The following is a 25,931-nucleotide window of genomic DNA, read 5'->3' as shown; positions in this document are numbered from 1 at the left end:
GGTCGCTCGCGTTGCGTGACGGAGTGTGCACGGCGTCCGCACATCGGTCGCTCTAGCGTGTGGAGATTCGATCCCCGGCGTCCAGGAGCCCCCAGATGGCCAAGTCCACGAAATCCACGAAGCGGCCCGCGTCCTCGAACGCCGCCGCGCAGCAGGTGTCCGCGGCGCGCGCATCCGACAGCGCCGCGTCCAAGGCGCCCGACCGGGGGACCGGCGATCTCCAGGCCGAGCAAGCCGCCGATACCGAGTTCCTCGCCGCGCAGTTCGTTTATAACGAGAACAAGGCAGTCGAATACGGCCGCGATCAGGCCACGACGCCCCCGCGTGGACGGCAGGTGGCGCCACCGTCCGATTTGCCGACCGCCAGCACCCTGGGCGAATCCAACGCGTCGGCGAAGGTCGGCACGCGGCCGGCGCCTGGCGCCAACCCGACCGTCGAGTCGCTCGATCGCGTCCGGGTCGACGCCACCGGCCGGCGGCTGACCACCAATCAGGGCGTGCCCGTCGCCAACAACCAGGACTCGCTCAAGGCGGGCCTGCGCGGTCCGTCGCTGCTGAAAGATTTCATCCTCCGCGAAAAGATCACCCACTTCGACCACGAGCGCATTCCCGAGCGCATCGTGCACGCGCGCGGCTCGGGTGCGCACGGCTATTTCGAATGCTACGAGGCGGTGCCGTCGCTGACCTGTGCGGCGCCGTTCCAGGAAGCGGGCAAGATCACGCCGGTGTTCGTGCGGTTTTCGACCGTGGCCGGCGAGCGGGGCTCGAAGGACACCGCGCGCGACGTGCGCGGGTTCGCGGTGAAGTTCTATACCGATGAAGGCAACTGGGACTTGGTCGGCAACAATATCCCGGTGTTCTTCATCCAAGACGCGATGAAGTTCCCGGACCTGGTGCATGCGGTCAAGCCCGAGCCGCACCACGCAATGCCGCAGGCAGCGTCCGCACACGACACCTACTGGGATTTCGTCTCGCTGATGCCCGAGTCCACGCACATGCTGCTTTGGCAGATGTCAGATCGGGCGATTCCGCGCAGCTACCGCATGATGCAGGGCTTCGGCGTGCACACCTTCCGCTTCGTGACCGCCGACGGCGTGTCGTCGTTCGTGAAGTTTCACTGGACGCCGGTGCTCGGCACGCACGCGCAACTGTGGGACGAGGCAGTCAAGACCTCCGGCTGCGATCCCGACTTCCATCGCCGCGACCTGTGGGATGCGATCGAGGCGGGCGAGTATCCGGAATGGGAACTGGCGGTGCAGGTGTTCTCCGAAGAAGATGCCGAGCGCTTCTCGTTCGACGTGCTCGACGCGACCAAGCTCGTGCCCGAGGAACTGGTGCCGCTGACCCCGCTGGGACGTCTGGTGCTCAACCGCAACCCGGACAACTTCTTCGCCGAAACCGAGCAGGTGGCGTTCTGCACCGCGCACGTGATCCCGGGCATCGACTTCACCAACGATCCACTGCTTGCCGGCCGCATCCACTCCTACGTCGACACCCAGATCTCGCGGCTCGGCGGTCCGAACTTCCACGAATTGCCGATCAATGCGCCGATCGCGCCCGTCCACAACAACCAGCGCGACGGCATGCACCGGCAGGCGATACATCGCGGCAAGGTCGCCTACGAGCCCAACTCGCTCGGTGGCGGCTGTCCGTTCCAGGCCGGCAAGGCCGGCTTCGTGCCGTTTCCAGAGCCTGTCGAACAGGACGAGGTGCGCGGCAAGCCCGAGCGGTTTGCCGAGCATTTCAACCAGGCGACGCTGTTCTACAACAGCCAGACTGCGATCGAGCAGGCACACATCGTGGCCGCGTTCCGTTTCGAACTGTCGAAGGTGACTGTGCCGGCGATCCGCGAGCGGGTGGTCTCGATGCTGCGCAATGTCTCCGACGATCTTGCCGAACGGGTCGCCGCGGGCCTGGGCATGCCGTTGCCCGAGCCGATGCCGCGCGTGTTGCCTGATCCGCCGGCGCCCGAGGTCGAGGTGTCGCCGGCACTGTCGATGCTGGCGCGGCCGGGCGAGGCGGGCATCCGCACGCGCAAGATCGCGATCCTGATTGCCGAGGGCAGCGATGCCGATCAGGTCGCCGCGCTGCAGAAGACCTTGTTGGCCGAAGGCGCGGTCGGTCGGTTGGTCGGTCCGCGCGTGGGGGCGTTCACCGCCGCCGACGGCGCCAGCCTCGATGCCGACGCGTCGCTGGAGAACGAGCCGTCGGTGTTGTTCGACGGCGTCGCGATCCCGAGTGGTGAGGGTGTGCGGCAACTGACTCGCGATGGGCGTGCGGTGGAGTTCGTCAGCGACCAGTTCCGCCACTGCAAGGCGATCCTGACCGTCGGCAATGGCGCCGATCTGCTCGAAGCGGCGGGCATTCCCCTCGATGGCGAGGACGCCGCGTTGATCGTGGCGCGCGATGCCGGCAAGGCGGCGATCGGACGCTTCGTCAAGGCGCTGGCGCAGCATCGCAACTTCGATCGCGAGCGCGATCCGCCGTTGATCTGAGGTCGGTCGCGTTCCTGCGAGCACGCGCTGCCGACAACGCAGCGCGTGCTGCTGATGGACGCGGCGCCACATTCCGGCTGCTGCGCGCCGCATTTTTTGCGAAAGGAGACGGCATGAGCACTGGTATCACCCGCCCGGTCTGGTTCGACGACCTCGAGCCTTTGGCCGATGTATTCACCGAGAAGAATCCTGGCGGTGAGCAGGACGTGGTCGTGGTCGGGGCCGGGATCGCCGGTCTGACGACGGCCGTGCAACTGGCGCACGCAGGACGCGACGTGCTGATCGTCGAACGGGACGACATCGGTGCGGGCGAGACATTGCGCACCACCGCGCACCTGGCCTCGGCACTCGACGATCGCTTCTTCAATCTGGCGCGCCACCATGGCGAGGCGGGTGCGCGACTCGCGGCGGCGAGCCACGCGGCTGCGATCGACTGGATCGAGGCGAGAGTGCGTGACGGGATCGACTGCGATTTTCGACGCGTGCCCGGCTATCTGTTCCCGCACGGCAGCGATGTCTCGGACATCGAGCGCGAGTTCGATGCCGCGCGGCAGGCGGGGCTCGAGGTCGAACGACTGCCCGGTCTGGAGGCGTTGCCTGATTTGGGTGGGCCGGTATTGCGATTCGCAGGCCAGGCCCGCATCGACATCGGTCGCTACCTCCAGGGTCTGGCCGAGGAAGCGCGGGCCTCCGGTTGCCGCTTCCATCGGGCCGAAGTCGAACGTGTCGAGGGCGGCGCCCGGCCAACGCTGACGATGGACGCGCGCACGCTGCACGCGCGCGCGGTGGTCGTGGCGACCAACGTGCCGTTCCATCCCACTGGCGCCACGTTCCACAAGCAGGCGCCCTACCGAAGTTTCGTCGTCGCAGCCGAAATCGCGGCCGACGCAGTGCCCGATGGTCTGTACTGGGACGACGCCGATCCCTACCACTATGTGCGCCTGCACACGCGTCGCGACGGCTCGGCGATGCTGATCGTCGGCGGCGCCGACCACAAGACCGGGCAGGGCGACGATCCCGAGGTCTACGCCCGGTTGCAGGCGTGGGCGCGCGCGCGGTTTCCAGGGCTGGGCACGTTCACGCACGCCTGGTCGGGGCAGGTGCTCGAGCCGGCGGACGGACTGGCGTTCCTCGGTGCCGACCCGGCGAACGAAAACGTCTATCTGATCACTGGCGATTCGGGCAACGGCATCACGCACGGCACGATTGGCGGCTTGCTGATTGCCGACCTGATCCAGGGGCGCGACAACCCGTGGGTCGACCTCTACGATCCGGCACGCAAACCGATCCGCAGTGGCGGGGCCTGGATTCGGGAAAACGCCAACGCCGCGTCGCAGTTCCGCGACTGGATCAAGCCTGCGGATGTGCACTCACCCGACGCCATCGCGCGCGGGACCGGTGCGGTACTGCGCCGCGGCCTGCACCGTGTCGCAGTCTATCGAGCGGGCGACGATACGCTGCATGTGCACAACGCGCGGTGTCCGCACATGGGCTGTGTGGTGCGTTGGAGTACCGAGGAGAAGAGCTGGGACTGCCCTTGCCATGGATCGCGCTTCGAGGCGCGCACCGGTGCGATCCTCAATGGGCCGACCGACCAGCCGCTGGCACCGTGCACGCTCGATGGAGATCCTGTCGAGCGATGAACGCGGCCGTCCTTGCGTATGCCGGTTACCTGACGTGGCTGCTCGCCGGGCTTGGCGATTTCGCCTGCCATCGCCGGCAACACCTTGCGCAGACGTCTGGCGCGGCCGAATCGGCAATGCATCTGGTGCAGCTTGCACTGTTGGGCGCCGTGGTCGTGATCTGGCTCACGTTCGAGCCGTCACTGACGACGCTCGGTCTGCAGGCGGTGCTGGTCTGCGCGCATGCGGTGGCCGGCTATCTCGACACCCGTGTCGCTTACGGCCGACGTGCGATTCCGCCCGTCGAGCAGCATCTGCACAGCGTGCTCGATATGGCGCCTTGGATCGCACTGGCCGTATTGCTCGTGTCAGAAGGCAGACTGGCGCAGGAGACGGGATGGGTGACGGCACTGCGTACGTTCGACGCCGATCACCTCCGGCTCTGTGGTCTGGTCCTGCTGCCGCCATTGCTGTTGTGCGTGTTGCCTGCAAGCCTGGAGTTCTTGCACGCCATGCGGGTCGCGCGTGGCGGTGATCCGGACATTTCTTCCGCTCGCCTGCGGCGTCCCCATTGACGGCTCACGTTGGTCAGACGGTCCGGCCTGCCCAATGGACGCTCATTCAACGAGGACACAACGATGACGAAGGCGAACGAGAAACGTCTGTTGGAATGGCTGTCGGATGCGCATGCGATGGAGAGCGAAGCCGAGACCATGCTCAAGGGACAGGCGTCGCGTCTGGAGCACTATCCGCGCCTGCGGCAGCGTATCGAGCAGCATGTCGAGGAAACCCAAGGACAGGCGCGGATGCTTGAGGCGCGCATCGAGGCGCTTGGTGGATCCACATCGACCGTCAAGGACGTCATGGGCTCGGCAACCGCAGCGATGCACGCGGCCGGCAATTCGATGATGAGCGACGAAGTCGTCAAGGGCTCCGGCTTGAGTTACGCCTTCGAGCACCTCGAGATCGCCACGTACCGCGCGATCATCGCCGCTGCACGCAAGGTGGGCGATCAGCAGACCGAAGCGGTGTGCCAGGAGATCCTCGCCCAGGAAGAGGCGATGGCCGAATGGTTGGCTGCCAATCTTGACGAGACCGTGCTGACCTATCTGGATCGCGACGAAACCGAAGGCCAGACGGCGAAGCGTTGATGGCGGCCTGGCCCGGCCAACGCGTCCGCTTCGCGCAGGTCCGAGCGCATGGGCCCTGAACTCATCGGCTGGGCGGCCTCGGTGATTCTGCTGGCCACTCTGGCGCGGCAGATCGCCACGCAGCTGCGCGACGACAGCGCGCGCGGGGTGTCGAAATGGCTGTTCCTCGGCCAGATCGCCGCCTCGACCGGCTTCGTCACCTACAGCGCTTTGGTCGGCGACTGGGTGTTCATCGTCACCAACGTCTGCATCCTGATCACCGCGATCGTCGGCCAGGTCGTGACCTGGCGCAAACGGCGGCGCGCGGCCAAGTAGACCAAGTCATGTTCCGCGTCCAGATCGTGGGCGGGATGGTGGTCTTCGGTTCGGTAAAACAACGATCCCGGGCTTGGGGCCCGGGATCGTGATTGTGCAACGGGGGCGCGCTCAGGCGACGTCGGGCTCGCTGAACGCTTCGGGCGCATCTTCGGCCGCGCCGATCGGGATGCAGCTGCAGAACACGTTCTTGTCGCCGTGCACATTGTCCACGCGCGCGACCGGCGGCCAGTACTTGGTCTGGCGCAGACTTGCGAGCGGGAACGCCGCCAACTCACGCGGATAGGCATGCGTCCATTCGCTGGCGGTGACCTGCATCGCCGTGTGCGGTGCGTGCTTGAGCGGGTTGTCCTCGCGGTCGAGGCGGCCGTCCTCGATCGCACGGATCTCGTCGCGGATCTGGATCATCGCGTCGATGAACCGATCGAGCTCATGCAGCGATTCGCTCTCGGTCGGCTCGACCATCAGCGTGCCCGAGACCGGGAAGCTGAGCGTCGGTGCATGGAAGCCGAAGTCGATCAGGCGCTTGGCCACGTCCTCGGCGCTGATGCCGGTCGCGTCCTTGAGCGGGCGCAGGTCGAGGATGCACTCGTGGGCGACCAGGCCGTTGCGGCCGGTGTAGAGCGTGGGGAAATGCGGCGCCAGGCGCTTGGCGACGTAGTTGGCATTGAGCAGGGCGACCTGGGTGGCGCGGCGCAGGCCGTCGGCGCCCATCATCGCGATGTACATCCAACTGATCGGCAGGATCGAGGCCGAGCCGTGGGTGGCGGCCGAGACCATGCCGACCGTGCCGTTGTCGCCCAGCGTGCCCGGCAGATAGGGCGCAAGGTGCGACTTGACTGCGCACGGGCCCACGCCCGGCCCGCCGCCGCCGTGCGGGATGCAGAAGGTCTTGTGCAGGTTGAGATGGCTGACGTCCGAGCCCCACTTGCCGGGCTTGGCCAGCCCGACGAGCGCGTTCATGTTGGCGCCGTCGGTGTACACCTGACCGCCATGCTGGTGGACGATGTCGCAGATCGCGACCACGTCTTCCTCGAACACGCCATGCGTGGACGGGTAGGTGATCATGATCGCGGCCAGGCGGTCGGAATACTTCTCGGCCTTGGCGCGGATGTCGTCGACGTCGACGTTGCCGTCCTTGTCGCAACGGGTCACTACCACGGTCATGCCGACCATCTGCGCCGACGCCGGGTTGGTGCCGTGCGCCGATTCGGGGATCAGGCAGATGTCGCGATGGCCCTGGCCCTGCGCGCGCTGATAGGCGCGGATCGCCAGCAGGCCGGCGAACTCGCCCTGGGCGCCGGAGTTGGGCTGGAAACTGACCGCGTCGTAGCCGGTGATCTCCACCAGCATCGCCTCCAGGCCGTCGATCAACTCGGTGTAGCCGGCGGTCTGATCGGCTGGGGCCAGCGGGTGGAGGTTGGCAAACTCCGGCCAGGTGACCGGGATCATCTCGGCCGTGGCGTTGAGCTTCATCGTGCACGAGCCCAGCGGGATCATCGTGCGGTCCATCGCCAGGTCGCGGTCGGCCAGCGTGCGCATGTAGCGCAGCAGCTCGTGTTCGCTGTGGTGGGTGTTGAACACTGGGTGCTGCAGGAAGCTCGAGTTGCGGCGCAGCGCCTGCGGCAGCGCGTCGGCCGTCGCGGCGTCGAGCGCGTCGATGTCGGCCTGCGCATCGAACACCGCGGCCAGCGCCACGACGTCGTCGCGGGTCGTGGTCTCGTCGAGGCTGATGCCGACCGACGCGGCGTCGATCGCGCGCAGGTTGAAGCCGGCCGCGCGCGCCTTGGCGTGCAGCGCGTCGGCGTCGACGCCGGTCACGTGCAGCGTGTCGAAGAACGCGTCGCCGACCGAAACACCGGCCTGGCGTAGCGCGGCGGCCAGGATCGCGGTCAAGCGGTGGGTACGGCGGGCGATGCGGGTCAGGCCTTCCGGGCCGTGGTAGACGGCGTACATCGAGGCCATGACCGCCAGCAGCACCTGGGCGGTACAGATGTTGGACGTCGCCTTCTCACGGCGGATGTGCTGCTCGCGGGTCTGCAGCGTCAGCCGGTAGGCGGGGTTGCCGTCGGCATCGACCGATACGCCGATCAGGCGGCCGGGCATCGAGCGCTTGTATGCGTCGCGGCAGGCCATGTAGCCGGCATGCGGGCCGCCGAAGCCGAACGGCACGCCGAAGCGCTGCGCGCTGCCGACGACGATGTCCGCGCCCCAGGCGCCGGGCGCCTCGATCAGCGTCAGCGCCAGCAGGTCGGCCGCGACCGCGACGATACCGCCGCGTGCGTGCACCGCGTCGGCGACCGCGCGGTGGTCGTCGATGCGACCGAAGGTGTTGGGGTACTGCAGGAGCACGCCGTAGCTGGCGGACTGGGCGGCGGCGTCGGCGGGGCCGACCTCGAGCTCGATGTCCAGGCCCGCGGCGCGCGTGCGCAGTACGTCGAGCGTCTGCGGATGCACGTCGTCGGCGACGTAGAACACGTTCGACTTCGACTTGGCCGAGCGCTTGGCCAGCGTCATCGCCTCGGCCGCGGCGGTCGCTTCGTCGAGCAGCGAGGCGTTGGCGATATCCATGCCGGTCAGGTCGGCGACCATGGTCTGGAAGTTGATCAAGGCTTCCATGCGGCCCTGCGAGATCTCCGCCTGGTACGGGGTGTAGGCGGTGTACCAGGCCGGGTTCTCGAGGATGTTGCGCAGGATCACGTTCGGCGTGTGGGTGCCGTAGTAGCCCTGGCCGATGACGCTGCGCAGCACGGTGTTCTTCTTGGCGATGGCGCGGATCTTCGCCAGTGCCTCGACCTCGGTCGTCGCGGTCGGCAGCGCCAGGTCGGTGGCTGACTTGATGCTGCCCGGGACGATGGCGTCGGTCATCGCGTCGAGTGACGCATGGCCCACGACCTCGAGCATGTGGGCGATCTCGGCATCGTTCGGGCCAATATGGCGCTCGACGAAGGCCGAGGGGTGTTCGAGGTCGCGCAGGGGCGATGCGGTCATGGCGGGCATCCGGTAGGGCGGCAGGGGCGGCGGGCCGACGGATGCCGCGCCGCGCCCGGAACGGCATGCGGCGACGGAAGGCGCCGGCCTTCCTCGTGCCCCTCTGTCCTTTTGCCTGAGAGTTCGGGGGTGACGCGTCCCCATGCACCTTCGGCGCCGGATCGAACCGGTCTCTCCAGAGTTTTCCCGCCGGCAGTACGTGGGCCTGAGCGATTACGGGCGTTGCGCCTTCGGCAGCGGGGCGGACCCGCTTCTCCCACCGGTTGGTTGCAGCGCGCCGATTATACCGTGCTCCTGCGCCCGGCCGGGCGGGTCGTGACGTCGGCTGCATGACGCCGCGGCGATGCTGCGGCCCTTCTGCCGCCCGATGTTTCGACCATGTCCGCAGCGCCGACGCCGTGCACGCTTGTCCAGCTCTTCCTGCCGCTGCGCGGCGCCGACGGCCAGCCCTGGCCGCGCGCGATGCTCGATGCGGTGCGCGACGAGTTGACCGCACGCTTCGGCGGCGCCACCGCGTTCGTGCGCGCGCCGGCCGCCGGCGCCTGGGAAGACCCGGGCGGCGAAGTGCAGCGCGACGAGGTGGTGTTGGTCGAGGTCATGACCGACCGGCTCGACCGCGCCTGGTGGGCGGCCTACCGCGCCACGCTGGAGGCGCGCTTCGACCAGGACGAGGTCCTGATCCGTGCCAGCGCGGTCGAGCGGCTCTAGCGCTGCGTCCGCTCGGGGTCCGCGGCGATATCGCGGACACCCGGAATCGGGGTGGCGTCGGGGAAATGGTGCTGCAGGGTGTCGACCCCGGCCTGCGGATGGGCGAGGGCACGGAGGTCCTCGCGCGCCTGGCGCCGCTGGGCGCTGCCGATGCCGGTCCGCCGGTCGCGGTCGGCCAGCAGGGCCGGATCGACCTCGCCGTCGCGGCTGAATGACCAGGCCAGCGCAGCGGGTCCAAGTGGCAGCGCATCGCCGGGCTCGGTGCCGTGGCGCGAATGCCAGGTATGCCAGGTCTTGCCGTAGCTGTTGATCTTCTGGCGCATCAGTGCGCGCTCGGCGACTTCCGGCAGGCCAGGGGCAAGCAACTGGCCGGACAGGATCTCGCCGTTGTGCGGATGCCAGTACGCACGCTCGTCCTCAGGCAACTGCGCGAATACCCGTTCGGAGATGATGTACTCGATGCCGGTGAGGTTGGCCTGGACGGTGTCGCCGTCGAACAGGGCGCACTGCGCGAAATCCTCATTGACCTGGCGGCAGTAGTGGTGGGCCTCCATCTGCATCGACGGGTCGTCCTTCATCGGGTGGAAGCCGACGATATGGATGTCCATGTCGCGCAGCGGCGCAGTGCCTTGCAGAGCTCGCGCACCGGCTTCGAGCGTGCGCGTGGCAGCGGTCGGGGTGGCGCCGGGCGGGGCGACCGCCGGTTCGGTAGGGGTGTTGCCAGTGCAGGCAGCGAGTCCGGCGGCGAGGACCAGCGAGGCGAAGGTGCGAGATGGAGAAGACATGGCACCACCGTGGCGCGCCGGGCGTGCACGGGCGGTGGACAGCCGGCGGTCATCCTTGTGGGGCCGTGCAACGGGCGCGCGGCACGTGTGCGGGGTGGGCATGGGCATGCAGGGAACGCTGCGTCCGGCGCGCCGGTCACGGATGCGTTGCTATGCTGCGCGGCCGCTCTTGTGACCGTCCTCCCTATGCGCGCTTGTCCATGCCGGAGCGTCCGGCGATGGCCGTGACGCCATCGCCGTCGCCCCAGGTTCCGATCCGCCTGTTGACCCTGCTGCTTGCCGGGCTGGCGATGTTCGGCCCGTTCTCGATCGACACCATCTTCCCGGCGTTTCCGGCGATTGGTGCGGACCTGGGCGCGGATGCAGCGGCGATGCAGCAGACCATCTCGGTGTATCTGGTCGCCTATGCGCTGATGAGCGTCGTGCATGGGCCGCTGTCGGACGCGCTCGGGCGGCGGCGGGTGATCCTGGGCGGGCTGGCGGTGTTCGTCGTCGCCTCGATCGGCTGCGCGCTGTCGACCAGTCTCGGCGCGTTGCTGGCGTTCCGTGCGTTGCAGGGGCTGTCGGCGGGCGTGGGTCTGATCGTCGGGCGTGCGGTGATCCGCGACGTGCTGCATGGCGACGATGCGCAGCGGCTGATGAGCCAGGTGTCGATGATCTTCGGCATCGCGCCGGCGATCGCGCCGGTGATCGGTGGCTGGCTACTGGGCTGGGGCCGCTGGCCGCTGATCTTCTGGTTCCTGGTGGCGTTCTCGCTGGTGCTGCTGGCGGTGTGTTGGCGCCGACTGCCGGAGACCCATCCGGCCGAGGCCCGGATCTCGCTGGCGCCGGCGCGGTTGTTGCGTGGCTATGCGGCGATTGCCGCCAACCGGCGGTTCCAGCGCATCGCCGCGGCCGGCGCGTTCAATTTTTCGGCGCTGTTTCTGTACATCGCCTCGACGCCGGTGTTCGTCATCGATGTGCTGCGCCTCAATGAGCGCCAGTTCGGCTGGTTCTTCATCCCGATGATCACCGGCATGATGCTCGGCGCCTGGGTGTCGGGGCGGGCGGCGGGGCGGATCAGCGGGCCGCGATTGGCGAACATCGGCTTTGCCTGCAGCGGCGTGGCGATGGTCGCGAACCTTGGCTACAACTTGCTGGTCGATCAGCCGGCAGTGCCGTGGGCGGTGCTGCCGATGATGCTCAACTCGTTCGGCATCGCGCTCGTGTTCCCGATCCTCACGCTCGCCGTGCTGGACATGTATCCGCGGCAGCGTGGCTCGGCATCGTCGCTGCAGGCCTTCGTCGGCCTGGTGCTCAACGCGGTTGCCGCGGGCGTGCTCTCGCCGTTGGTCAGCCCGCATCCACGCGCGCTGGCCATCACTTCGGCCGGCTTCATGCTGCTGGGCTGGCTGTTCTGGCGCGCCGAACTGGCGCGTGGTGCGCCGCCCTCGACCCCCGCGCACGAGGCTGCCCCGATACCGACCGAACCGCTGTAGCGGGCTTTCACGGTCGAGCAGCGGAGAGAGATATGTCCTGACGCTTTTGATAAGCGCGGGATATGAGTTCCACTTCGTAGAGGCAGCGGCCTGCCAGCCGGAAGCCGCTCTTCCCTCGGCAGGACATCCTGTCCTGACTCGGGCGCGCGCCGCTCCGCGTCGCGGATCGGTCCGGCCCGGCGCAGCGCGCCGGGCGTTCGCACGCTCGCGCGGCATGCCGCGCAGACAGAGCGGGCTCACCCATGGCGCGCTCGACGCGGCCACCGGCCGTCAGTCCGCTGTCGCGGCGTCTGCCACCAGGCTTCGGCTAGGCGCAACGTCGCCGGTGTAGGCCGCTTAGCCCCGTACAGGCGTCGCGGCCGGCGCTGGCGACTGCGCGGCGGCTGGTGCGCTCCAGCCGCAGTTGCGGCCTTCGTTCTGCTGCTGGAGCCAAGTCTGCAACGGAGCGAAATACTCGAGCACCGGTGCAGCGTCCATCGTCTCGCCGCCGGTCAGTTCCTTGAGCGTCTGCTGCCAGGGCTGGCTGTTGCCCTTCTCGAGCATCGCCCAGAACTTCTCGCCGGCCGCCTTGTTGCCGTAGAAACTGCACTCGTACAGCGGACCGGTGTGACCCGACGCATCGCACAGCGCCTTGTAGAACTGGAACTGCAGCACGTGCGAGAGGAAGTAGCGCGTGTAGGGCGTGTTGCCCGGCACGTGGTACTTGGCGCCGGCATCGAAGAACGCCTCGCCGCGCGGCGTCGCCGGTGCCACGCCCTGGTACTGCGCCTTGAGCGACCACCATGCGGCGTTGTAGTTGTCCGGCGTGATCGAACCGTCGAACACGCCCCAGCGCCAGCGGTCGATCATCAGCCCGAACGGCAGGAACGACACCTTCGCCAGCGCCATGCGCATCTGCGAATTGACCAGCGATTCCTGCGACTGCTGCTGCTCGCCGACCAGGCCGATCGACTGCAGATACTTGGGCGTCATCGCCAGCACGATCGTGTCGCCGATCGCTTCGTGGAAGCCGTCGTGCGCGCCGCTCTGGAACAGCGGCGGTCGGCCGTTGTAGGCGAGGTAGTAATAGACGTGGCCGAGCTCGTGGTAGATCGTCGTGAAGTCTTCCTCGTTCGGCTTGGTGCACATCTTGGTGCGCACGTCCGGCTGGCCGTCGATCTTGCCGCCCATGTCCCAGGCGCTGGCGTGGCAGACCACGTCGCGGTCGCGCGGTTTGATGAACTGCGTCTTGGCCCAGTAGCTGTCGGGCAGCTTGGGCATGCCGAGCGAGACGTAGAAGTCCTGCGCGCGCTCGTTCATGCGTTTGGCGTTGTCGGTCTGCGCGGCGTGGGCGATGTCGGCGCGACGGTCGGAATCGATCAGCGCGTTCTCCTTGACCATCCGCTCGTTGAGCAGCACCTGGTAGTTCTTCTCCAACGCGCCGGTGATGTCGAGGTCGCCGGCGTTGGGGTAGGGCTGCAGCACGTCCCACAGGTTGCTCCAGTCCTGCTGCCACATGTTGCCCATCAGGTGGGCGGGCAGCAGCCCGCCCTCGACCGTGCCGCGACCGGGATAGCGCGCTTCCAGCCGCCCGCGCGCGTAGCAGTGCAGCTGTTCGTACAGCGGCTTGACCTGGCCCCACAGGCGATCGGTCTCGGCGGCCAGTTCGGCCGGCGGCATGTCGTAGCCCGAGCGCCAGGCCTCGCCGGCATCGGCAAAGCCCAGGTCGCGCGCGCCTTCGTTGACCAGCTCGACGAAGCGCGTGTAATCGCCGCGCATCGGCTGGGCGATCGTGTGCCAGCCCTGCCAGGCGTCGAGCTGCGCGTCGTAGTCGCGGCTGCTGCGCAGCACGTCCTCGAGCTGACCGAGCTGGCGGCAGCTGCGCGCCTCGCCTTCGCCGGTGCAGTACTGGCCGGCGCCGTAGGTGCCTTCCATCTTCGAGGCGATCTTGGTCAGTTCGGCCAGGTGTTGGGGATTGCGCGGCGGCGGCATCGAAGCGCCAAGCTTGAGCAGGTTGATGGCGCGGGCGGTCTCGGGCGACATCTGCTGGCCTTCGAACTTGCGCGATTGTTCGATCCAGCTGTTGAGCTGGGCGAGGTAGCGCTCGTTGTACTTGGCCGCCAGCAACTGGCTGTCGTCGTTGATATAGGTCGCCGACAGCCACTGCGAGGCGGTCAGTTCGGGCATCAGTGTGCGCATCTCGTCGTTCACGCGCGCGATGAACTGGTCGGCCGTCTCGCCCTCGGGCGCCGTGGATGCGGCCGGCGTCGTGGCATCGGGCGAGGCCGAGCGGTTGCAGCCGGCGAGCGTCAGGCTCGCGGCGACCGCGAGGGCGAGCAGGGCGTGGCGATGGGTCACGGCGACATCCGGTGTACAGAAGGAACCGGGAGGCTAGTGCGCCGGTTGCAGCGCCGCAAGTGAGGGCCTGCGGCCGGTGGCTGGGGGCGGCGTCCAGCGACGAGGCGATGCGGTACCGCACCCACGCCCGTATTCAGTCGGAAACGGGCGCCGGCAACAGGCTGCGCGCGATCAGCCACGCACGCGCATCTTCGGCATCGTGCTCGAACCAGGCCTGCGCCGAGCCCAGCCGGAAGGTGTAACCCCAGGCATCCATGTCGGCCATCAGGCGCGCGCTGCCCACGCCCGGCAGCGCCTGCGCGAGCACGATCTGCAGATAGCAGGTCGCGTCCTCCTCCTCGACCGAGTCGGTGGCGTCGGTGTGCACCGCCGCCCGGCGCTCGGGCGGCAGCACGATCAGATGGCAGGCCTCGTGCAACAGCGAATGCACCGGCGTGTCGTCGCGCGCATGCACGTCGCAGCCGATGATGCCGGCCTCGCTCTCGCCCCAGTAACTGCCGGGAATCGGCAGCCCCGGGGCGATGCGATGCAACTGCAGCCCGTAGCGCCGCAACAGCGCCGTCGGCGCCTCGAAGCCGATGTCGGCCAGGCACAGCACGGGCGCGGCGACCGCATGCGGCGGCACAGTGGATGTCGCCGAAATGCTGGAGGGCGAGGGCACGTCGGCTCAGGCCGGGGTGATGCGCTCGTCGGGCAGGGCGACCGAGATGTCGAGCACGTCGTTGTCGCCGTCCTTGACCAGGTCCACCTTGACCGCATCGACATCGATGCTGACGTACTTGCGGATCACTTCGAGCAATTCGCGCTGCAGCAGCGGCAGATAGTCGGGGGCGTTGCGGCTGGTCCGCTCCTGGGCCACGATGATGCGCAAGCGGTCCTTGGCAATCGTCGCGGTGTTCTTCTTGGGCTTGAGGAAATCGAACAGGGCCATCATCAACCTCCGAACAGCTTGCTGAAGAAGCCCTTCTTCTCCGTGGTGGTGAAGCGCAGCGGACGCTCCTGGCCGAGCAGTCGCGCGACCGCATCGTCGTAGGCCTGGCCGGCGATCGACTGGGCGTCGAGGATCACCGGCTCACCCTTGTTGGACGCATTGAGCACGTCGCCCGATTCGGGGATCACGCCGATGGTCTTGAGCCCCAGCACCTCTTCGACGTCGGCGATCGACAGCATCTCGCCGCTTTCCACGCGGACCGGGCTGTAACGGGTCAGCAGCAGGTGTTCCTGCACGCGCTCGCCCGACTCGGCGCGGCGGGTCTTGGACTGCAGCAGGCCGATGACGCGGTCGGAGTCGCGCACCGAGGAGACCTCGGGATTGACCACCACGATCGCGCGGTCGGCGAAGTACATCGCTAGAAACGCGCCTTTCTCGATACCGGCCGGCGAGTCGCAGATCACGAAGTCGAAGCCGTCGTCGGCGAGTTCCTTGAGCACCCGCTCCACGCCCTCCTTGGTCAGCGCGTCCTTGTCGCGGGTCTGCGAGGCGGCGAGCACATAGAGGTTGTCGAAACGCTTGTCCTTGATCAGCGCCTGCTTGAGCGAGGCCTCGCCCTGGACGACGTTGACCAGGTCGTACACCACGCGGCGCTCGCAGCCCATGATCAGGTCGAGGTTGCGCAGGCCGACGTCGAAGTCGACGACCGCGGTGCGCTTGCCCTGCCGGGCCAGCCCGCTGGCGATGCTGGCGCTGGTGGTGGTCTTGCCGACCCCGCCCTTGCCCGATGTGACTACGATGATTTCAGCCAAAACACGTCTCCTGGGTGTGCCGCCGTCACTCGAGTGCGGCGATCTTGAGTTCTTCATGCTCCAGCCAGACCTGGACGGCCTTGCCGTGGAGCTCGCGCGGAATATCTTCCAGCACCTTGTACTGCCCCGCCACGGCCACCAGTTCGGCGTGGAAACTGCGGCAGAAGATGCGGGCATTGCGGTTGCCCTGGGCGCCGGCCAGCGCGCGGCCGCGCAGTGGGCCGTAGATATGGATCGAGCCGTCGGCGATGACCTCGGCGCCGGCGCCGACCTGCGACATCACCGTCAGGTCGCGGTTGCGGGCGTAGAGCTGCTGGCCCGAGCGCACCGCCGTGGTCTGCATCAGTCCCGGTTCGGCGGCCGCCTGTGCGGGCGCCGGCGGTGGGGTAGCCGGAGCAGGCGCTGCGCGCGCCGGGGAGGGCGCGGGCACGGCGGCGGCGTCCGCGTTCTCGTACTGGGCGCGGAATTTCGACAGCAGCGGCAGGCCGAGCGCCTGCGCGAGCAGTGCGTTGTCGCTGCTGCCCCAGGCCAGCGCGACCGGCAGTGCGCCGGCCTCGCGCAGCGCATCGATCAGCGCCTGCGCGGTCGCCGGGTCCGGGGTCGCGGGCAGGCCGCCGAAGTCGAGGATCACCGCCGCCCGCTCGAACAGCTTGGGTGCGCGGGTCACGCGGCTGCGCATCTCCTCGCCCAACCGGGCGACGTCGAGCGTGCGGATGCGCAGATTGGCAATGCCGACCTGGCCGATCTTCAGTTCGCCGGCCGGTTCGAAATCGGTCGCGGGTGCGGGCGCGAGCTGGCCGGCCATCAGGCGGCCGCCCCTGCGCCGGCCGGCAGCTGCCGGGGCCTGAGCCATGCGGTGTCGGGCAGCCGGCCGCCGTAGGTGTCGCGCACCCAGGGATAGCTGCACATGTCCTTGACCAGCATCGAGGCGCGCAGGTCGGTGCCGGGCATGACGTGCTGGCCGACCTCGCGGAAGCCGAAGCCGCCATGGAACAGCCGCACCGGATCATTGTCGTGCTCGACGAAGACCTCGCAGGTGAGCAGCGGGTAGCGGACCTCGGCGTAGCTCTGCACGTCGGCGTAGAACGCCCGTCCCACACCGCCGCCACGGCGACGGCTGGCGACCACGATGCGGTCGATGTAGAAGAATTCGGGGTAGTGCGCGCCGAACCAGGCGTAGTTGCTGCTGTCGTGGCCGCTGCCTGAACCGAAGCCGATCAGAAAGCCCACCATGGCCTCGTCGCGCTCGGCGACGCGGAAGTACTCGGCGGTGTCGTACAGGCGGCGGAGGCGGGCGGCATCCAGAGGCAGGATCGACGGGCCAGCGGCGTTGTTGAGTTCGAGGATGGAATCCAGCTCGTGCGCATGCACGTCGCGGACGACGATCGACATTCCAGACTCCATTGTGTGCAAACGACTTTGGGTTGCAAAAAGCTGTGTGACTTCATCTATTGTCGCATGAGTCGGCCGTTAGGCGAACCGGGGGAGGGGGGCGTACGATAGCGCGGCTCTTGACTCATCTCGGCGACTTATGCGAAAACCACAGCGCCTCGTGTTGAGGCTCAAGAAAAGGATCTTCATTGTGCGTACTTCTGCCATCTTCTCAGTTGCTGTTCTTGCGTTTGGTGCGCTGATGTCTTCGGCCGCTAGTGCTCAGAGTGCTTCCGGTCCGTCGACTGCCAGGGGCGGTGAAGCGTCGGCCTCGGCTTTTCGTGCATTGACCTCTTCGACTAACGGTGCTCGGGGTTCTTCCAGTCAGTCTGCTCCCAAAGTCAATGTGGCGCCAGCTAATACTCCTCGGGCTATATGTGCTTCTACGGGTATGATGCCGGTCGGGAAGTGTAGGCTTAAGTGATATTTAGATTTTAATGAAAAGGCCTCACATTTGTGAGGCCTTTTTGCTTTTTTGGCGTATTTTATTTTAAATAATTTTAATTGATTTGGGGATCTTAATTGAAGGGCGTTTCTGCTTCTCCTGGTGTGATGTTGCGCTATGCGGGGCTATTTACATGGGGCGTCATTGTCATGCCGCTCATTTTTCTAGCTTACGATCGCGGCCCTTCATCTGATTTTGTTTTTAATCCGGGGGCTGATTTTTATTTTTGGGGGTTGTGGTGCGCTTGGTTGGGCTATGGAGTTTGCTATGGGTGGCTGGCTCGTTCAATTGGGCAAACTAACGTGGGAGGGAGAGAATATTTTTTGATAGTTCTGCTTAATTCTTGCGCTGGTGCAGTGAGTTTTTACAGCGGAAGTGGTTTGGGGAACATTTTGTTAATGGTGTCCGCATCTTTGCTGCCTTGGGTGATGCCGGTTGCTTTGGGGTTGGTTTTTCTCTCATTTTGCGAGGCGGCATTAATTCCGATCTATGTTTATGGCGTTGGATTGTCGCTGGGTGAGGCGATTATGCAGACGCTTCTTTATTTAGGCGTCACGGGCTTTGTCTTTTTTACTAGTTTGGCAGGTCGTCAACAGAGTCAAGGCCGGGAAGAGCAGCGCCGGCTCAACGCCGAGCTGCGCGCGACCCGTGCGCTGCTGGCCGAGAGCGTGCGCGTCAACGAGCGCACGCGCATCTCGCGCGAACTGCATGACCTGCTGGGCCACCACCTGACGGCGTTGAGCCTGAACCTGGAGATCGCCAGCCATCTGGCCAGCGGGCAGGCGCAGGAGCATGTGGGCCAGGCGCAGACGCTGGCCAAGCTGCTGCTCAGCGACGTGCGCGAGGCAGTCAGCCAGCTGCGCGACGACGATGCGATCGATATGCGCGCCACCTTGCTGCCGCTGGCCGAGAACGTGCCGAGCCTGCGGATCGACATGCAGATGCCGCAACAGTTCCTGGTCGACGACCCTGAGCGCGCGCACGTGCTGCTGCGCTGTACCCAGGAAATCATCACCAATGCCGTGCGCCATTCCGGTGCCAGTCTGCTGCGCCTGCGCTACGTGCAGGACGCCGGTGCGATCCGGCTCGATGCCCGCGACGACGGCCGCGGCGCCGATGTCGCCCGGGCCGGCAACGGCCTGACCGGCATGCGCGAGCGGCTGGCTGCCTATGGCGGCACCCTGCAGGTCGAGACCGCGCCAGGCAGCGGCTTCGTACTGCGCCTGGAATTGCCGCTGGCGGATGACGCCCGCCTGCGCGATGCTGCACCCCGCACCGCCACGTCCCCGCCGCCGTGAGCCCGCATTCGTTGGGAGGCCCCATGATCCGAGTCTGCCTGGTCGACGACCAGACCCTTGTCCGCCAGGGCATCCGCTCGCTGCTCGCGCTCGACGGCGGCATCGAGGTCGTCGGCGAGGCCGCCGATGGCCGCCAGGCGGTCGACCTGATCCCCGGCCTCAAGCCCGACGTGGTGCTGATGGACATGCGCATGCCGGCGATGTCCGGGCTCGAGGCGCTGCAGTCGCTGGCGCGCGCCGACGCGCTGCCGCCGACGATCATCCTGACCACCTTCGACGACGACCAACTGGTGCTGGCCGGCCTGAAGGCCGGCGCGAAGGGCTACCTGCTCAAAGACGTGTCGCTCGAGCAACTGGTCGGCGCGATCCGTACGGTCGCCGACGGCGGCTCGCTGGTGCAGCCGGCGGTGACCCAGCGTCTGCTGACCGGCCTGGAGCAGATGCGCAACGAGTTCGTCAGTCTCGATCGGCCCGACCCACTGACCGACCGCGAGACCGAGATCCTGCGGCTGATGGCCGGCGGCTTCTCCAACAAGGAGATCGCCAATTCGCTGGGCGTGGCCGAAGGCACGATCAAGAACCACGTCTCCAATATTCTGTCCAAACTCGGCGTGCGCGACCGCACCCGCGCCGTGCTCAAGGCCTTCGAGCTGCAACTGGTCTGAGCCGGGAGGACGCGGTTGGCCGGCGCGGTGGCCGGGGTAGCGAGGCCGCTCCGGCAGCCTCTGCACGACACCGGTGTCGTGCGCGGCCCCAGGCGGCGTCCCCGGCCGCTGTCGACCGCGATGCGAAGGCGCGATCGCGGCCGTCGATTCGCTCGCAACATCGCTCGCCCGCGGCAATACAATCTTGCTACGATTGCCGGTCTGTGCCGCCTCAGGCCGGAATTGGTCCTGGAGAACCCTGAATGACCCGTCTGCTCGAACTGCTGATCTCTTGCGTCATCGTCGCCGTGCTGTTCCTGGTGGTGGCCGTGCTGCTTCCGTCCAGCCGCACGTTGACCGAATCTGTCGAGACCAACCGTCGGCAGTCGATCGTGTTCGACACGATCAATAGCGTCCGTCGCTTCAAGGACTGGTCGCCGATTCCTCGCTACGATCCCGCCGTCCAGCTCAAGCTCTCCGGCCCGGATGCCGGCGTCGGCGCCCGCGTCGACTACGCCTCCGAGGACAAGCGCATCGGCCAGGGCCACTGGGAGATCACCGAATCCGATCCCGACAAGCGCGTGGTCTACGCGGTCGAGAATCCGCAGCGCGGCGACAACAAGAAGATGACCTTCACGTTGAAGCCGACCGGGCGCAACAACCGCAACATCGAGATCACCCAGACCTACAACGTCGATTACGGCTGGGATCTGCTCGGTCGCTTCGCCGGCCTGTACGTCAGCCGCAACGTCGGCGACGACATGAAGCTGGGCCTGGGCCAGATGGGCAACCTGCTGGCCGCCGTGCCCAACGTCGACTATCGGGTCGAGGGCAGCACGCTGTCGGATCTGGCGGCGGTCGACCGTCCGGCCGAGAACCTGCTGGTCGTCAGCGCCGGCGCGGTGGAGCGCAACAACCAGGTCATCCAGGATTCGATGAAGGCCAACCTGGAGTGGATCAACCGCACGATGGCGGCCAATGATCTGGAAGCCGCCGGTCCGCTGCGCGTCATCACCACCGAGCTGGGCCGCGAGACCTACACCTTCGATATCGCGCTGCCGGTCCGCGCCAAGGGCACCGGCCCGGCCGCGCCTGCCGCTGCGGCCGAAGGCGACAGCGAGGGTGAGGCCGATGCACAGGTTGCCGCTGCACCGGTCGAGGCCCCGGCCACCGATGCCGCCGAGCTGTCCGACCTCGAACTGCTGGGCCCGGTGAAGTATGTGTACTTGCCGCGCGGTCGCGTTGCCAAGGCCAACTACAAGGGCTTCATGGCCGAGCTGGACAACGTCCGCAACGCCGTGCGTGCCTGGGCGCTGACCCAGGGCTACGAGGTCACCGATCGTCCGTACGAGTCCTACCGCAACGGCATCGAGGCCGCGTTCACCGAGAACGGCGAGTTCGAAGTCTTCTGGACCTTGCGCCAGCAGCCGTAAGCGGCGGTCTTCGTACCGCGACACAGGATCACGCGCACGCCGCATCCATTGGATGCGGCGTGTTGCGTTGGGAAACCGGGCATCGTCACGGTGCCCCAGGACAGGGGGAGTGTCTTGCGCAGATACGAAGGGAATGCATCGGGCCTGGCGGCGGCCGGCGCGCTGTTGGCCGGGGTGGCCGTCGCACTGGCGGCCTACGCCAACCACGGGATGGAAGGCGACGCGCGTGCGGCGTTGCAGGCGGCCGCGGTGTTCGCGTTCGGTCACGGCATCGCGCTGGCAGCGTTGGCGCGAGGCCTGCGTGATCCGATGGCAAAACTGGCGTTGCTGGCGCTGCTGGCTGGCACCTTGCTGTTCGCCGGTGCGGTCGTCTCGCGCCATCTGCTCGGTGGGCCGTCGGCGTTCGCACCCTGGGGCGGTGGCCTGACGATGTTCGGCTGGCTGCTCTACGCGATCTCGGCATTGCGCACGCCGCGACGCTGAGACCACGTCACCGGGCACGCTGGCGCCGCTGACGCGCCCGGCCGCGTCAGCGGTGGCGCCAGTGCCACGGCTCGTAGACGATGCCGTGGGGATTGCCCTGCGGGTAGCTCATTGCAAAGCCGTGCTCGGCCGCGTGGCGCGTCAGCCAGGCGAACGCCGGCGTCGCCTCGAACGAGGTCTCGGCGCTGGGCTCGCCGGGCGTGCCGATGTCGAGCGCGCTGCCCGAATGGTGCTCGCTGTAGCCCGGGGCGGCGTTGACTTCGAGGATGGCGTCCACATCGAGGCCGCGGGCGCGTTTGCGCTCGAAAATGCCGAGTTGGTAGTCGTGGCTGCGGTAGCCGGAAATCGCCTCCAGCACGATGCCGTCGCCCCATGCGGCCTCGCGCATCCGCGCCCAGGCGCGGGCCGCCTTGGCCTCCAGCCACAGTGGCCTTCGATAGCGGTCGACGCCGGCGAAGGCCAGCCAGGCCGGCTCGGGCACCAGCGACAGGCCGGTGCGGGCGGCGTAGGCGTGCGCCTCGATGCCCAGGCCGTCCAGGCGCGTCTGCAACCGCGCCACCGACAGTGTGTCGGGCGGAGTGGAGGGGATCGAGGACGGCGATGTGTCGAGCAGGTCCAGCGCAGCATCGAGCCCGGCGGTGCGGCGCCAGTCGGGCAGCAGCGGCATCAGCCCCTCGGGCAGCAGCGCGGCCAGATAGCGGCCGTCGCGTTTGCGCCGCAGCACCCACGACGCGCGCGCAAGCACGCGGGCATCGCGGTTGGCACGCGCACGCAGCAGCGTGGCCGGCCACAGCTCGATGTCCGGGGTGTTGAAGAGAACGGCAGCAGGCGGTCGACGCATCGTGCGAGCTTAGCGGCCGTGCCCCGGCCGTGCACGACGCTCGCAGGCGCCGGTGCTCACAGCACCGTGTGCGGCATCAGCAGCGGCATCAGTACGTGCAGCACGAGATCGGCCGTGAAGTGGGCCACGATCGCCATCTCCAGACCGCGCTTCCAGTACAGCCAGCCGAACGCAACGCCGGCGAGCGCGTTGAGCAGCACCGTGCGCGCGATCACGCCGGCATCGAGATCCCAGACGCCGGCCGCTGCCGGCAGGTGGCCAGCACCGAACAACAGCGCCGCCCCGAGGATCGCGCTCCACGCCGCGGCGGGTGGCAAGCTGCCGTCATACCCGCGGTCGCGTCGCAGCAGCCAAGTGAAGGCCCAGGCCAGCAGGGTCATCAGAAACAGTCGCAGTTGCAGTTCCTCGACGATGCCGCCGTAGAACGAGGCGAGCAGGCCGTACATCGCGCTGCGCGCGCCGTCGATGTCCTGCATCGCGACCTTGGCTGGAGGCAGCAGCAGCGGGTCGAGCAGCGCGGACAAGGCCAGCACGACCACGGCCGCGGCAGCACCCAGGCCGGCGGCGCGCCAGGGTTGCAGCGGCGCCAGCCGCGCCTGGCCATGGCGGTTGAGCCAACGCTGCAGCAGCGGCGCACCCAGTCCGATCCGATGGCCCATGCGCAACCCGGCCCAGGCCAGCAGGGTGGCGAGCACGAACATCTGCATCGCCTGGATCGCGATCAGGGCCGGCAGCGGCACCGGCAACGCTTCGGCCCGGCCCGGGGCGAGTTGCATCAGATAGGGGAACACCGCGACCGTCGACAGCGCCGCTGCCGCAGCGAGCGCCACTGCCACACGCAGGTCCTGGCGGACGCGCGGCGCCGCGATGACATTCATGCCCGGCGCTTCATGAACAACACCATCGGTTGCCACGGCGCGGCCTGCACCACGTCGACCAGTTCCCAGCCCTGTTGACCGAGCGCCTGCAGCTCGGCTTCGACTGTTTCGGTCTTCAGACCGAACATGCCCGGCTTGATCTCCTGCACCTTGTACTGCCAGCGCTCACTCATGCGAATCTCCCTTGGATGCTGATGGGGTGCGATCGGGCTGTGGCCCGGGTGGCGGCAACCGGCCGGCCCGGCGCAGCGCATCGCGCAGGACGTACTCGATCTGCGCGTTGACGCTGCGCAGCTCATCATCGGCCCAGCGCTGCACCGCGGCCAGCACCGTGGCATCGATCCGCAGCGGATAGGCCTTGCGGGGGCTCACCCGCGCCCGCCGCGTGCGCGCCGCTTGCTGCGGGCGACGGTGTAGACGAAGGCAATCGCCAGCCCGTTGACCACGACCACCATGACCACCGCCAAGATCGACAGCCGGCGGTCGTCATCGCCCCACAGCGCGATACCGGTCGCAGTGGCCAGCGTGGCCACGCCGACCATCCGCATCAACCGCGCCAGCCGGCTGTCGAGCAAGGCCTTGTCGCGGACGGTCATGCGGCTGTGGCCGGCCAGCGGCAGCCGGCCGTCGCCCAGCCAGCGAGCGAACACGAACGCCGGCAGCGCGAAGATCGCGAACACCAGCGCGACGACATGATGGGCGGCCATCAGTACAGCGAGCCTGCGTTGACCACCGGCTGGGTGCCGCGGTCGGCGCACAGCACAACCAGCAGGTTGCTGACCATCGCCGCACGCCGCTCCTCGTCGAGCTGGACCACGCCGCTTTTCTGCAGTTCCGACAGCGCCATCTCGACCATGCCCACTGCACCGGCGACGATCCGCGTGCGCGCCGCGATCACCGCGTTGGCCTGCTGGCGCTGCAACATCGCGTGGGCGATTTCCGGGGCGTAGGCCAGGTGGCTGATCCGCGCCTCGAGCACGTCCACGCCCGCCGATGCCAGGCGCTCGTCGAGGTGTTCCTTGAGCCGGTCGGAGATCTCGACCGGGTGGCTGCGCAGCGAGATCTGCCCGTCCTCGTGCTGGTCGTAGGGATAGCTGGTCGCCATCGCGCGCAGCGCCGCTTCGGACTGGATGTGCACGAAGCTCTCGTAGTTGTCGACGTTGAACACCGCTTCGGCCGAGTCGACCACGCGCCACACGATCACCGCCGCGATCTCGATCGGGCTGCCGTCGAGCTCGTTGACCTTCAGTCGGCCGCTCTCGAAGTTGCGCACGCGCAAAGACACCTTCTTCTTGGTCAGGAAGGGGTTGTTCCAGCGCAGCCCGTTGTCCTTCGCGGTACCGACATAGCGGCCGAACAGACTCAGCACCGCGGCTTGGTTGGGCTCGACCATGTACAGGCCGAGTGCGGAGAACGCGATCAGCAGCGCGGCCACGACCGCCAGCACGGGCAGGGCGCCGCCGGTGGAGAGCATCAGCCAGCCGCACGCGGCGATCGCGACCAGTTGCAGGGCCACCACCGGGATGCCGGGGAAGGAGCGGATCGGATTCTCTTTCATGCGGCATCTCCCAGAGAGTTCTCCAAGTGATATCGATGAGATATCATTCTGTCAAGCGGCGATCACATGCGCCTGCCCGGCACCGCGGCACGATACCGATACCAATGCCCTCCCAGCCCTGGAGTCTCGATGCACCGCCCTCGCCATTTCTCGATGCTGCGCGACTTCCATCTGGCCGACTGGTTCACGCTGGCCAACGCCGTCTGCGGCACCGGCGCGGTGTTCGCGGCGATGCGGTTCCTGCAGGACGGCGGTGTGCGCGATCTGCTGATCGGGATGGCGCTGATTCCGCTGGCGTTCGTGTTCGACGCGCTCGACGGCCGCATCGCGCGCTGGCGCAAGGTCGCCTCCACGCTGGGGCGTGAGCTCGACTCGCTGGCCGACGTGATCTCGTTCGGTCTGGCGCCGGCGGCGTTGGCCTACGCCTGCGGTATGCAGGGCGGTTGGGACTGGATCGTGCTCAGCTTCTTCGTCGGCTGTGGCGTCAGCCGGTTGGCCCGCTACAACGTCACCGCCGAGACTCTGGCCGATGGCGGCGACAAGGTGAAGTTCTTCGAGGGCACGCCGATCCCCAGCAGTCTGCTGCTGGTGGTGGTGCTCGCGATCGCTGCAGCGCAGGGTCGGATCGGCGATGCGCTGTGGTTGGGCGACGTGCGGCTCGGGCCGTGGTCGCTGCACCCGCTGGTGCTGATGTTCGCGCTGTCGGGGTCGCTGATGATCAGCAAGACGCTGCGTATCCCCAAGCCTTAGGGCAGGGCGCAAGGCGGCTGGGAAGGCGTCATGTGATTGCGGCGGGCGCGACGCGGCTGTTGCTATGATCGGGCCATCGCGGCGGGAGCGAACGATGGCAAACGATGCGTGGGGCCCGGCGGAGCCGGGTGAGGAACTCGAGCAGCTCGCACGCCGCTACTGGGATGCCTGGCAGTCGGCATTGCAACGCACGATGCCCGGCGCTGCGCAGGGTGGATTTGCCGGCTTCTCCAGCGGCGCGGCCGCCCGGCCGTCCGAGCCCTGGCGGGCGATGTTCGAGGCCTGGGTGCCACCGTCGCCCAGCGGTAACGCGGGCGTGGAGGACGTGTTGCGGCGCTTCAACCGGCAGGCCGGCGACTGGTGGACGCGCATGCAGGGCATGGCCGAGGGGTTTGCCGGCCAGCGCCCGTCGCCCGAGACCGTCGCGCGGGCCTGGCGCGAGGCGCTGGGTGGCGATACGGCCAATCCGTTCGCACAGATGTTCGGCGGACTGGGCGGCACCGGCATCGAGGGCTGGGACGGCTGGCTGCGGTCGTTGCAGCCCG

The 25,931-nt window shown here is 67.6% G+C and carries 26 protein-coding genes and 1 other annotated feature; of the genes, 12 read left to right on the top strand and 14 right to left on the bottom strand.

The window, feature by feature from the left end:
- The first annotated feature begins 95 nt into the window (after positions 1 to 95).
- From BEN78_00920 to BEN78_00900, 5 genes are all read left to right on the top strand, one after another.
- Positions 96 to 2,495, top strand: coding sequence for a catalase HPII (locus tag BEN78_00920; protein ASR42183.1), 2,400 nt, complete (start codon positions 96 to 98; stop codon positions 2,493 to 2,495).
- A gap of 113 nt (positions 2,496 to 2,608) precedes the next feature.
- On the top strand, positions 2,609 to 4,138 hold the full coding sequence (locus BEN78_00915; protein ID ASR42182.1) for an FAD-dependent oxidoreductase: 1,530 nt from the start codon (positions 2,609 to 2,611) through the stop codon (positions 4,136 to 4,138).
- A complete protein-coding gene (locus BEN78_00910; protein ID ASR42181.1) occupies positions 4,135 to 4,692 on the top strand; it encodes a hypothetical protein in 558 nt (185 codons plus the stop codon). Before BEN78_00915 ends, BEN78_00910 begins: the two co-directional genes overlap by 4 nt.
- A 63-nt stretch (positions 4,693 to 4,755) precedes the next feature.
- Positions 4,756 to 5,268 carry a hypothetical protein gene (locus BEN78_00905; protein ID ASR42180.1) on the top strand — a complete coding sequence of 171 codons (513 nt, stop codon included), beginning with the start codon at positions 4,756 to 4,758 and terminating at the stop codon, positions 5,266 to 5,268.
- 48 nt (positions 5,269 to 5,316) lie between these two features.
- A complete protein-coding gene (locus BEN78_00900) occupies positions 5,317 to 5,583 on the top strand; it encodes a hypothetical protein (GenBank protein ID ASR42179.1) in 267 nt (88 codons plus the stop codon).
- Between the two features lie 111 nt (positions 5,584 to 5,694).
- Here BEN78_00900 and BEN78_00895 read toward each other — a convergent pair whose 3' ends face one another.
- Positions 5,695 to 8,583, bottom strand: coding sequence for a glycine dehydrogenase (aminomethyl-transferring) (locus BEN78_00895; protein ASR42178.1), 2,889 nt, complete (start codon positions 8,581 to 8,583; stop codon positions 5,695 to 5,697).
- Between the two features lie 84 nt (positions 8,584 to 8,667).
- Positions 8,668 to 8,763 (bottom strand) — a binding site (glycine riboswitch).
- A gap of 189 nt (positions 8,764 to 8,952) precedes the next feature.
- Between BEN78_00895 and BEN78_00890 the strand changes: the two genes are divergently transcribed.
- Positions 8,953 to 9,282 carry a hypothetical protein gene (locus BEN78_00890; GenBank protein ASR42177.1) on the top strand — a complete coding sequence of 110 codons (330 nt, stop codon included), beginning with the start codon at positions 8,953 to 8,955 and terminating at the stop codon, positions 9,280 to 9,282.
- On the opposite strand, the gene BEN78_00885 is transcribed toward BEN78_00890, so the two are convergent.
- Positions 9,279 to 10,067: an outer membrane or secreted lipoprotein gene (locus BEN78_00885; protein ASR42176.1), complete on the bottom strand. Its 789-nt coding sequence runs from the start codon at positions 10,065 to 10,067 to the stop codon at positions 9,279 to 9,281. The genes BEN78_00890 and BEN78_00885 overlap by 4 nt on opposite strands.
- Before the next feature lie 218 nt (positions 10,068 to 10,285).
- On the opposite strand from BEN78_00885, the gene BEN78_00880 reads away from it, so the two are divergent.
- Positions 10,286 to 11,545 (top strand): Bcr/CflA family drug resistance efflux transporter, encoded by a 1,260-nt coding sequence (locus BEN78_00880; GenBank protein ASR42175.1) that lies wholly within the window; start codon positions 10,286 to 10,288, stop codon positions 11,543 to 11,545.
- A gap of 336 nt (positions 11,546 to 11,881) precedes the next feature.
- Here the strand turns inward: BEN78_00880 and BEN78_00875 are convergent, their stop codons facing one another.
- From BEN78_00875 to BEN78_00850, 6 genes are all read right to left on the bottom strand, one after another.
- Positions 11,882 to 13,882: a peptidase M20 gene (locus BEN78_00875; GenBank protein ASR42174.1), complete on the bottom strand. Its 2,001-nt coding sequence runs from the start codon at positions 13,880 to 13,882 to the stop codon at positions 11,882 to 11,884.
- A 133-nt stretch (positions 13,883 to 14,015) separates the two neighbouring features.
- Positions 14,016 to 14,525 carry a hypothetical protein gene (locus tag BEN78_00870; protein ID ASR44812.1) on the bottom strand — a complete coding sequence of 170 codons (510 nt, stop codon included), beginning with the start codon at positions 14,523 to 14,525 and terminating at the stop codon, positions 14,016 to 14,018.
- A gap of 24 nt (positions 14,526 to 14,549) precedes the next feature.
- A complete protein-coding gene (locus tag BEN78_00865; protein ASR44811.1) occupies positions 14,550 to 14,813 on the bottom strand; it encodes a cell division topological specificity factor MinE in 264 nt (87 codons plus the stop codon).
- Between the two features lie 2 nt (positions 14,814 to 14,815).
- Complete coding sequence (locus tag BEN78_00860) at positions 14,816 to 15,625, bottom strand: septum site-determining protein MinD (protein ASR42173.1); 810 nt, start codon at positions 15,623 to 15,625, stop codon at positions 14,816 to 14,818.
- Positions 15,626 to 15,650: 25 nt separating this feature from the next.
- On the bottom strand, positions 15,651 to 16,478 hold the full coding sequence (locus tag BEN78_00855) for a septum site-determining protein MinC (GenBank protein ID ASR42172.1): 828 nt from the start codon (positions 16,476 to 16,478) through the stop codon (positions 15,651 to 15,653).
- Positions 16,430 to 17,017: a GNAT family N-acetyltransferase gene (locus tag BEN78_00850; GenBank protein ID ASR42171.1), complete on the bottom strand. Its 588-nt coding sequence runs from the start codon at positions 17,015 to 17,017 to the stop codon at positions 16,430 to 16,432. Before BEN78_00850 ends, BEN78_00855 begins: the two co-directional genes overlap by 49 nt.
- Positions 17,018 to 17,608: 591 nt before the next feature.
- Here BEN78_00850 and BEN78_00845 point away from each other — a divergent pair.
- From BEN78_00845 to BEN78_00830, 4 genes are all read left to right on the top strand, one after another.
- Positions 17,609 to 18,799, top strand: a complete 1,191-nt coding sequence (locus BEN78_00845) for a two-component sensor histidine kinase (protein ASR42170.1) — start codon at positions 17,609 to 17,611, stop codon at positions 18,797 to 18,799.
- Between the two features lie 23 nt (positions 18,800 to 18,822).
- The gene (locus BEN78_00840; GenBank protein ASR42169.1) at positions 18,823 to 19,464 is read left to right on the top strand and encodes a DNA-binding response regulator; all 642 of its coding nucleotides are present in this window, start codon (positions 18,823 to 18,825) and stop codon (positions 19,462 to 19,464) included.
- 242 nt (positions 19,465 to 19,706) lie between these two features.
- Positions 19,707 to 20,876: a polyketide cyclase gene (locus BEN78_00835; protein ASR42168.1), complete on the top strand. Its 1,170-nt coding sequence runs from the start codon at positions 19,707 to 19,709 to the stop codon at positions 20,874 to 20,876.
- Between the two features lie 114 nt (positions 20,877 to 20,990).
- A complete protein-coding gene (locus tag BEN78_00830) occupies positions 20,991 to 21,359 on the top strand; it encodes a hypothetical protein (protein ID ASR42167.1) in 369 nt (122 codons plus the stop codon).
- 46 nt (positions 21,360 to 21,405) lie between these two features.
- On the opposite strand, the gene BEN78_00825 is transcribed toward BEN78_00830, so the two are convergent.
- From BEN78_00825 to BEN78_00805, 5 genes are all read right to left on the bottom strand, one after another.
- The gene (locus BEN78_00825; protein ID ASR42166.1) at positions 21,406 to 22,200 is read right to left on the bottom strand and encodes a peptidase; all 795 of its coding nucleotides are present in this window, start codon (positions 22,198 to 22,200) and stop codon (positions 21,406 to 21,408) included.
- A gap of 56 nt (positions 22,201 to 22,256) precedes the next feature.
- Positions 22,257 to 23,078 carry a hypothetical protein gene (locus BEN78_00820; GenBank protein ASR42165.1) on the bottom strand — a complete coding sequence of 274 codons (822 nt, stop codon included), beginning with the start codon at positions 23,076 to 23,078 and terminating at the stop codon, positions 22,257 to 22,259.
- Between the two features lie 165 nt (positions 23,079 to 23,243).
- Positions 23,244 to 23,450 carry an Arc family DNA binding domain-containing protein gene (locus BEN78_00815; protein ASR42164.1) on the bottom strand — a complete coding sequence of 69 codons (207 nt, stop codon included), beginning with the start codon at positions 23,448 to 23,450 and terminating at the stop codon, positions 23,244 to 23,246.
- A complete protein-coding gene (locus tag BEN78_00810) occupies positions 23,447 to 23,785 on the bottom strand; it encodes a hypothetical protein (GenBank protein ASR42163.1) in 339 nt (112 codons plus the stop codon). Before BEN78_00810 ends, BEN78_00815 begins: the two co-directional genes overlap by 4 nt.
- Positions 23,785 to 24,636, bottom strand: coding sequence for a hypothetical protein (locus tag BEN78_00805; GenBank protein ASR42162.1), 852 nt, complete (start codon positions 24,634 to 24,636; stop codon positions 23,785 to 23,787). The genes BEN78_00810 and BEN78_00805 overlap by 1 nt, the downstream gene beginning before the upstream one ends.
- 129 nt (positions 24,637 to 24,765) lie before the next feature.
- Between BEN78_00805 and BEN78_00800 the strand changes: the two genes are divergently transcribed.
- On the top strand, positions 24,766 to 25,386 hold the full coding sequence (locus tag BEN78_00800; protein ID ASR42161.1) for a CDP-diacylglycerol--serine O-phosphatidyltransferase: 621 nt from the start codon (positions 24,766 to 24,768) through the stop codon (positions 25,384 to 25,386).
- A gap of 156 nt (positions 25,387 to 25,542) precedes the next feature.
- Here the strand turns inward: BEN78_00800 and BEN78_00795 are convergent, their stop codons facing one another.
- Positions 25,543 to 25,758 carry a hypothetical protein gene (locus BEN78_00795; protein ID ASR42160.1) on the bottom strand — a complete coding sequence of 72 codons (216 nt, stop codon included), beginning with the start codon at positions 25,756 to 25,758 and terminating at the stop codon, positions 25,543 to 25,545.
- Positions 25,759 to 25,931: the final 173 nt, after the last annotated feature.

Source organism: Xanthomonas citri pv. mangiferaeindicae (assembly GCA_002240395.1).
In the GTDB taxonomy this organism is placed as follows: domain Bacteria; phylum Pseudomonadota; class Gammaproteobacteria; order Xanthomonadales; family Xanthomonadaceae; genus Luteimonas; species Luteimonas citri_A.
The sequence above is the reverse complement of the archived record's forward strand: the minus strand, read 5'-3'. Positions and strand labels throughout refer to the sequence as shown.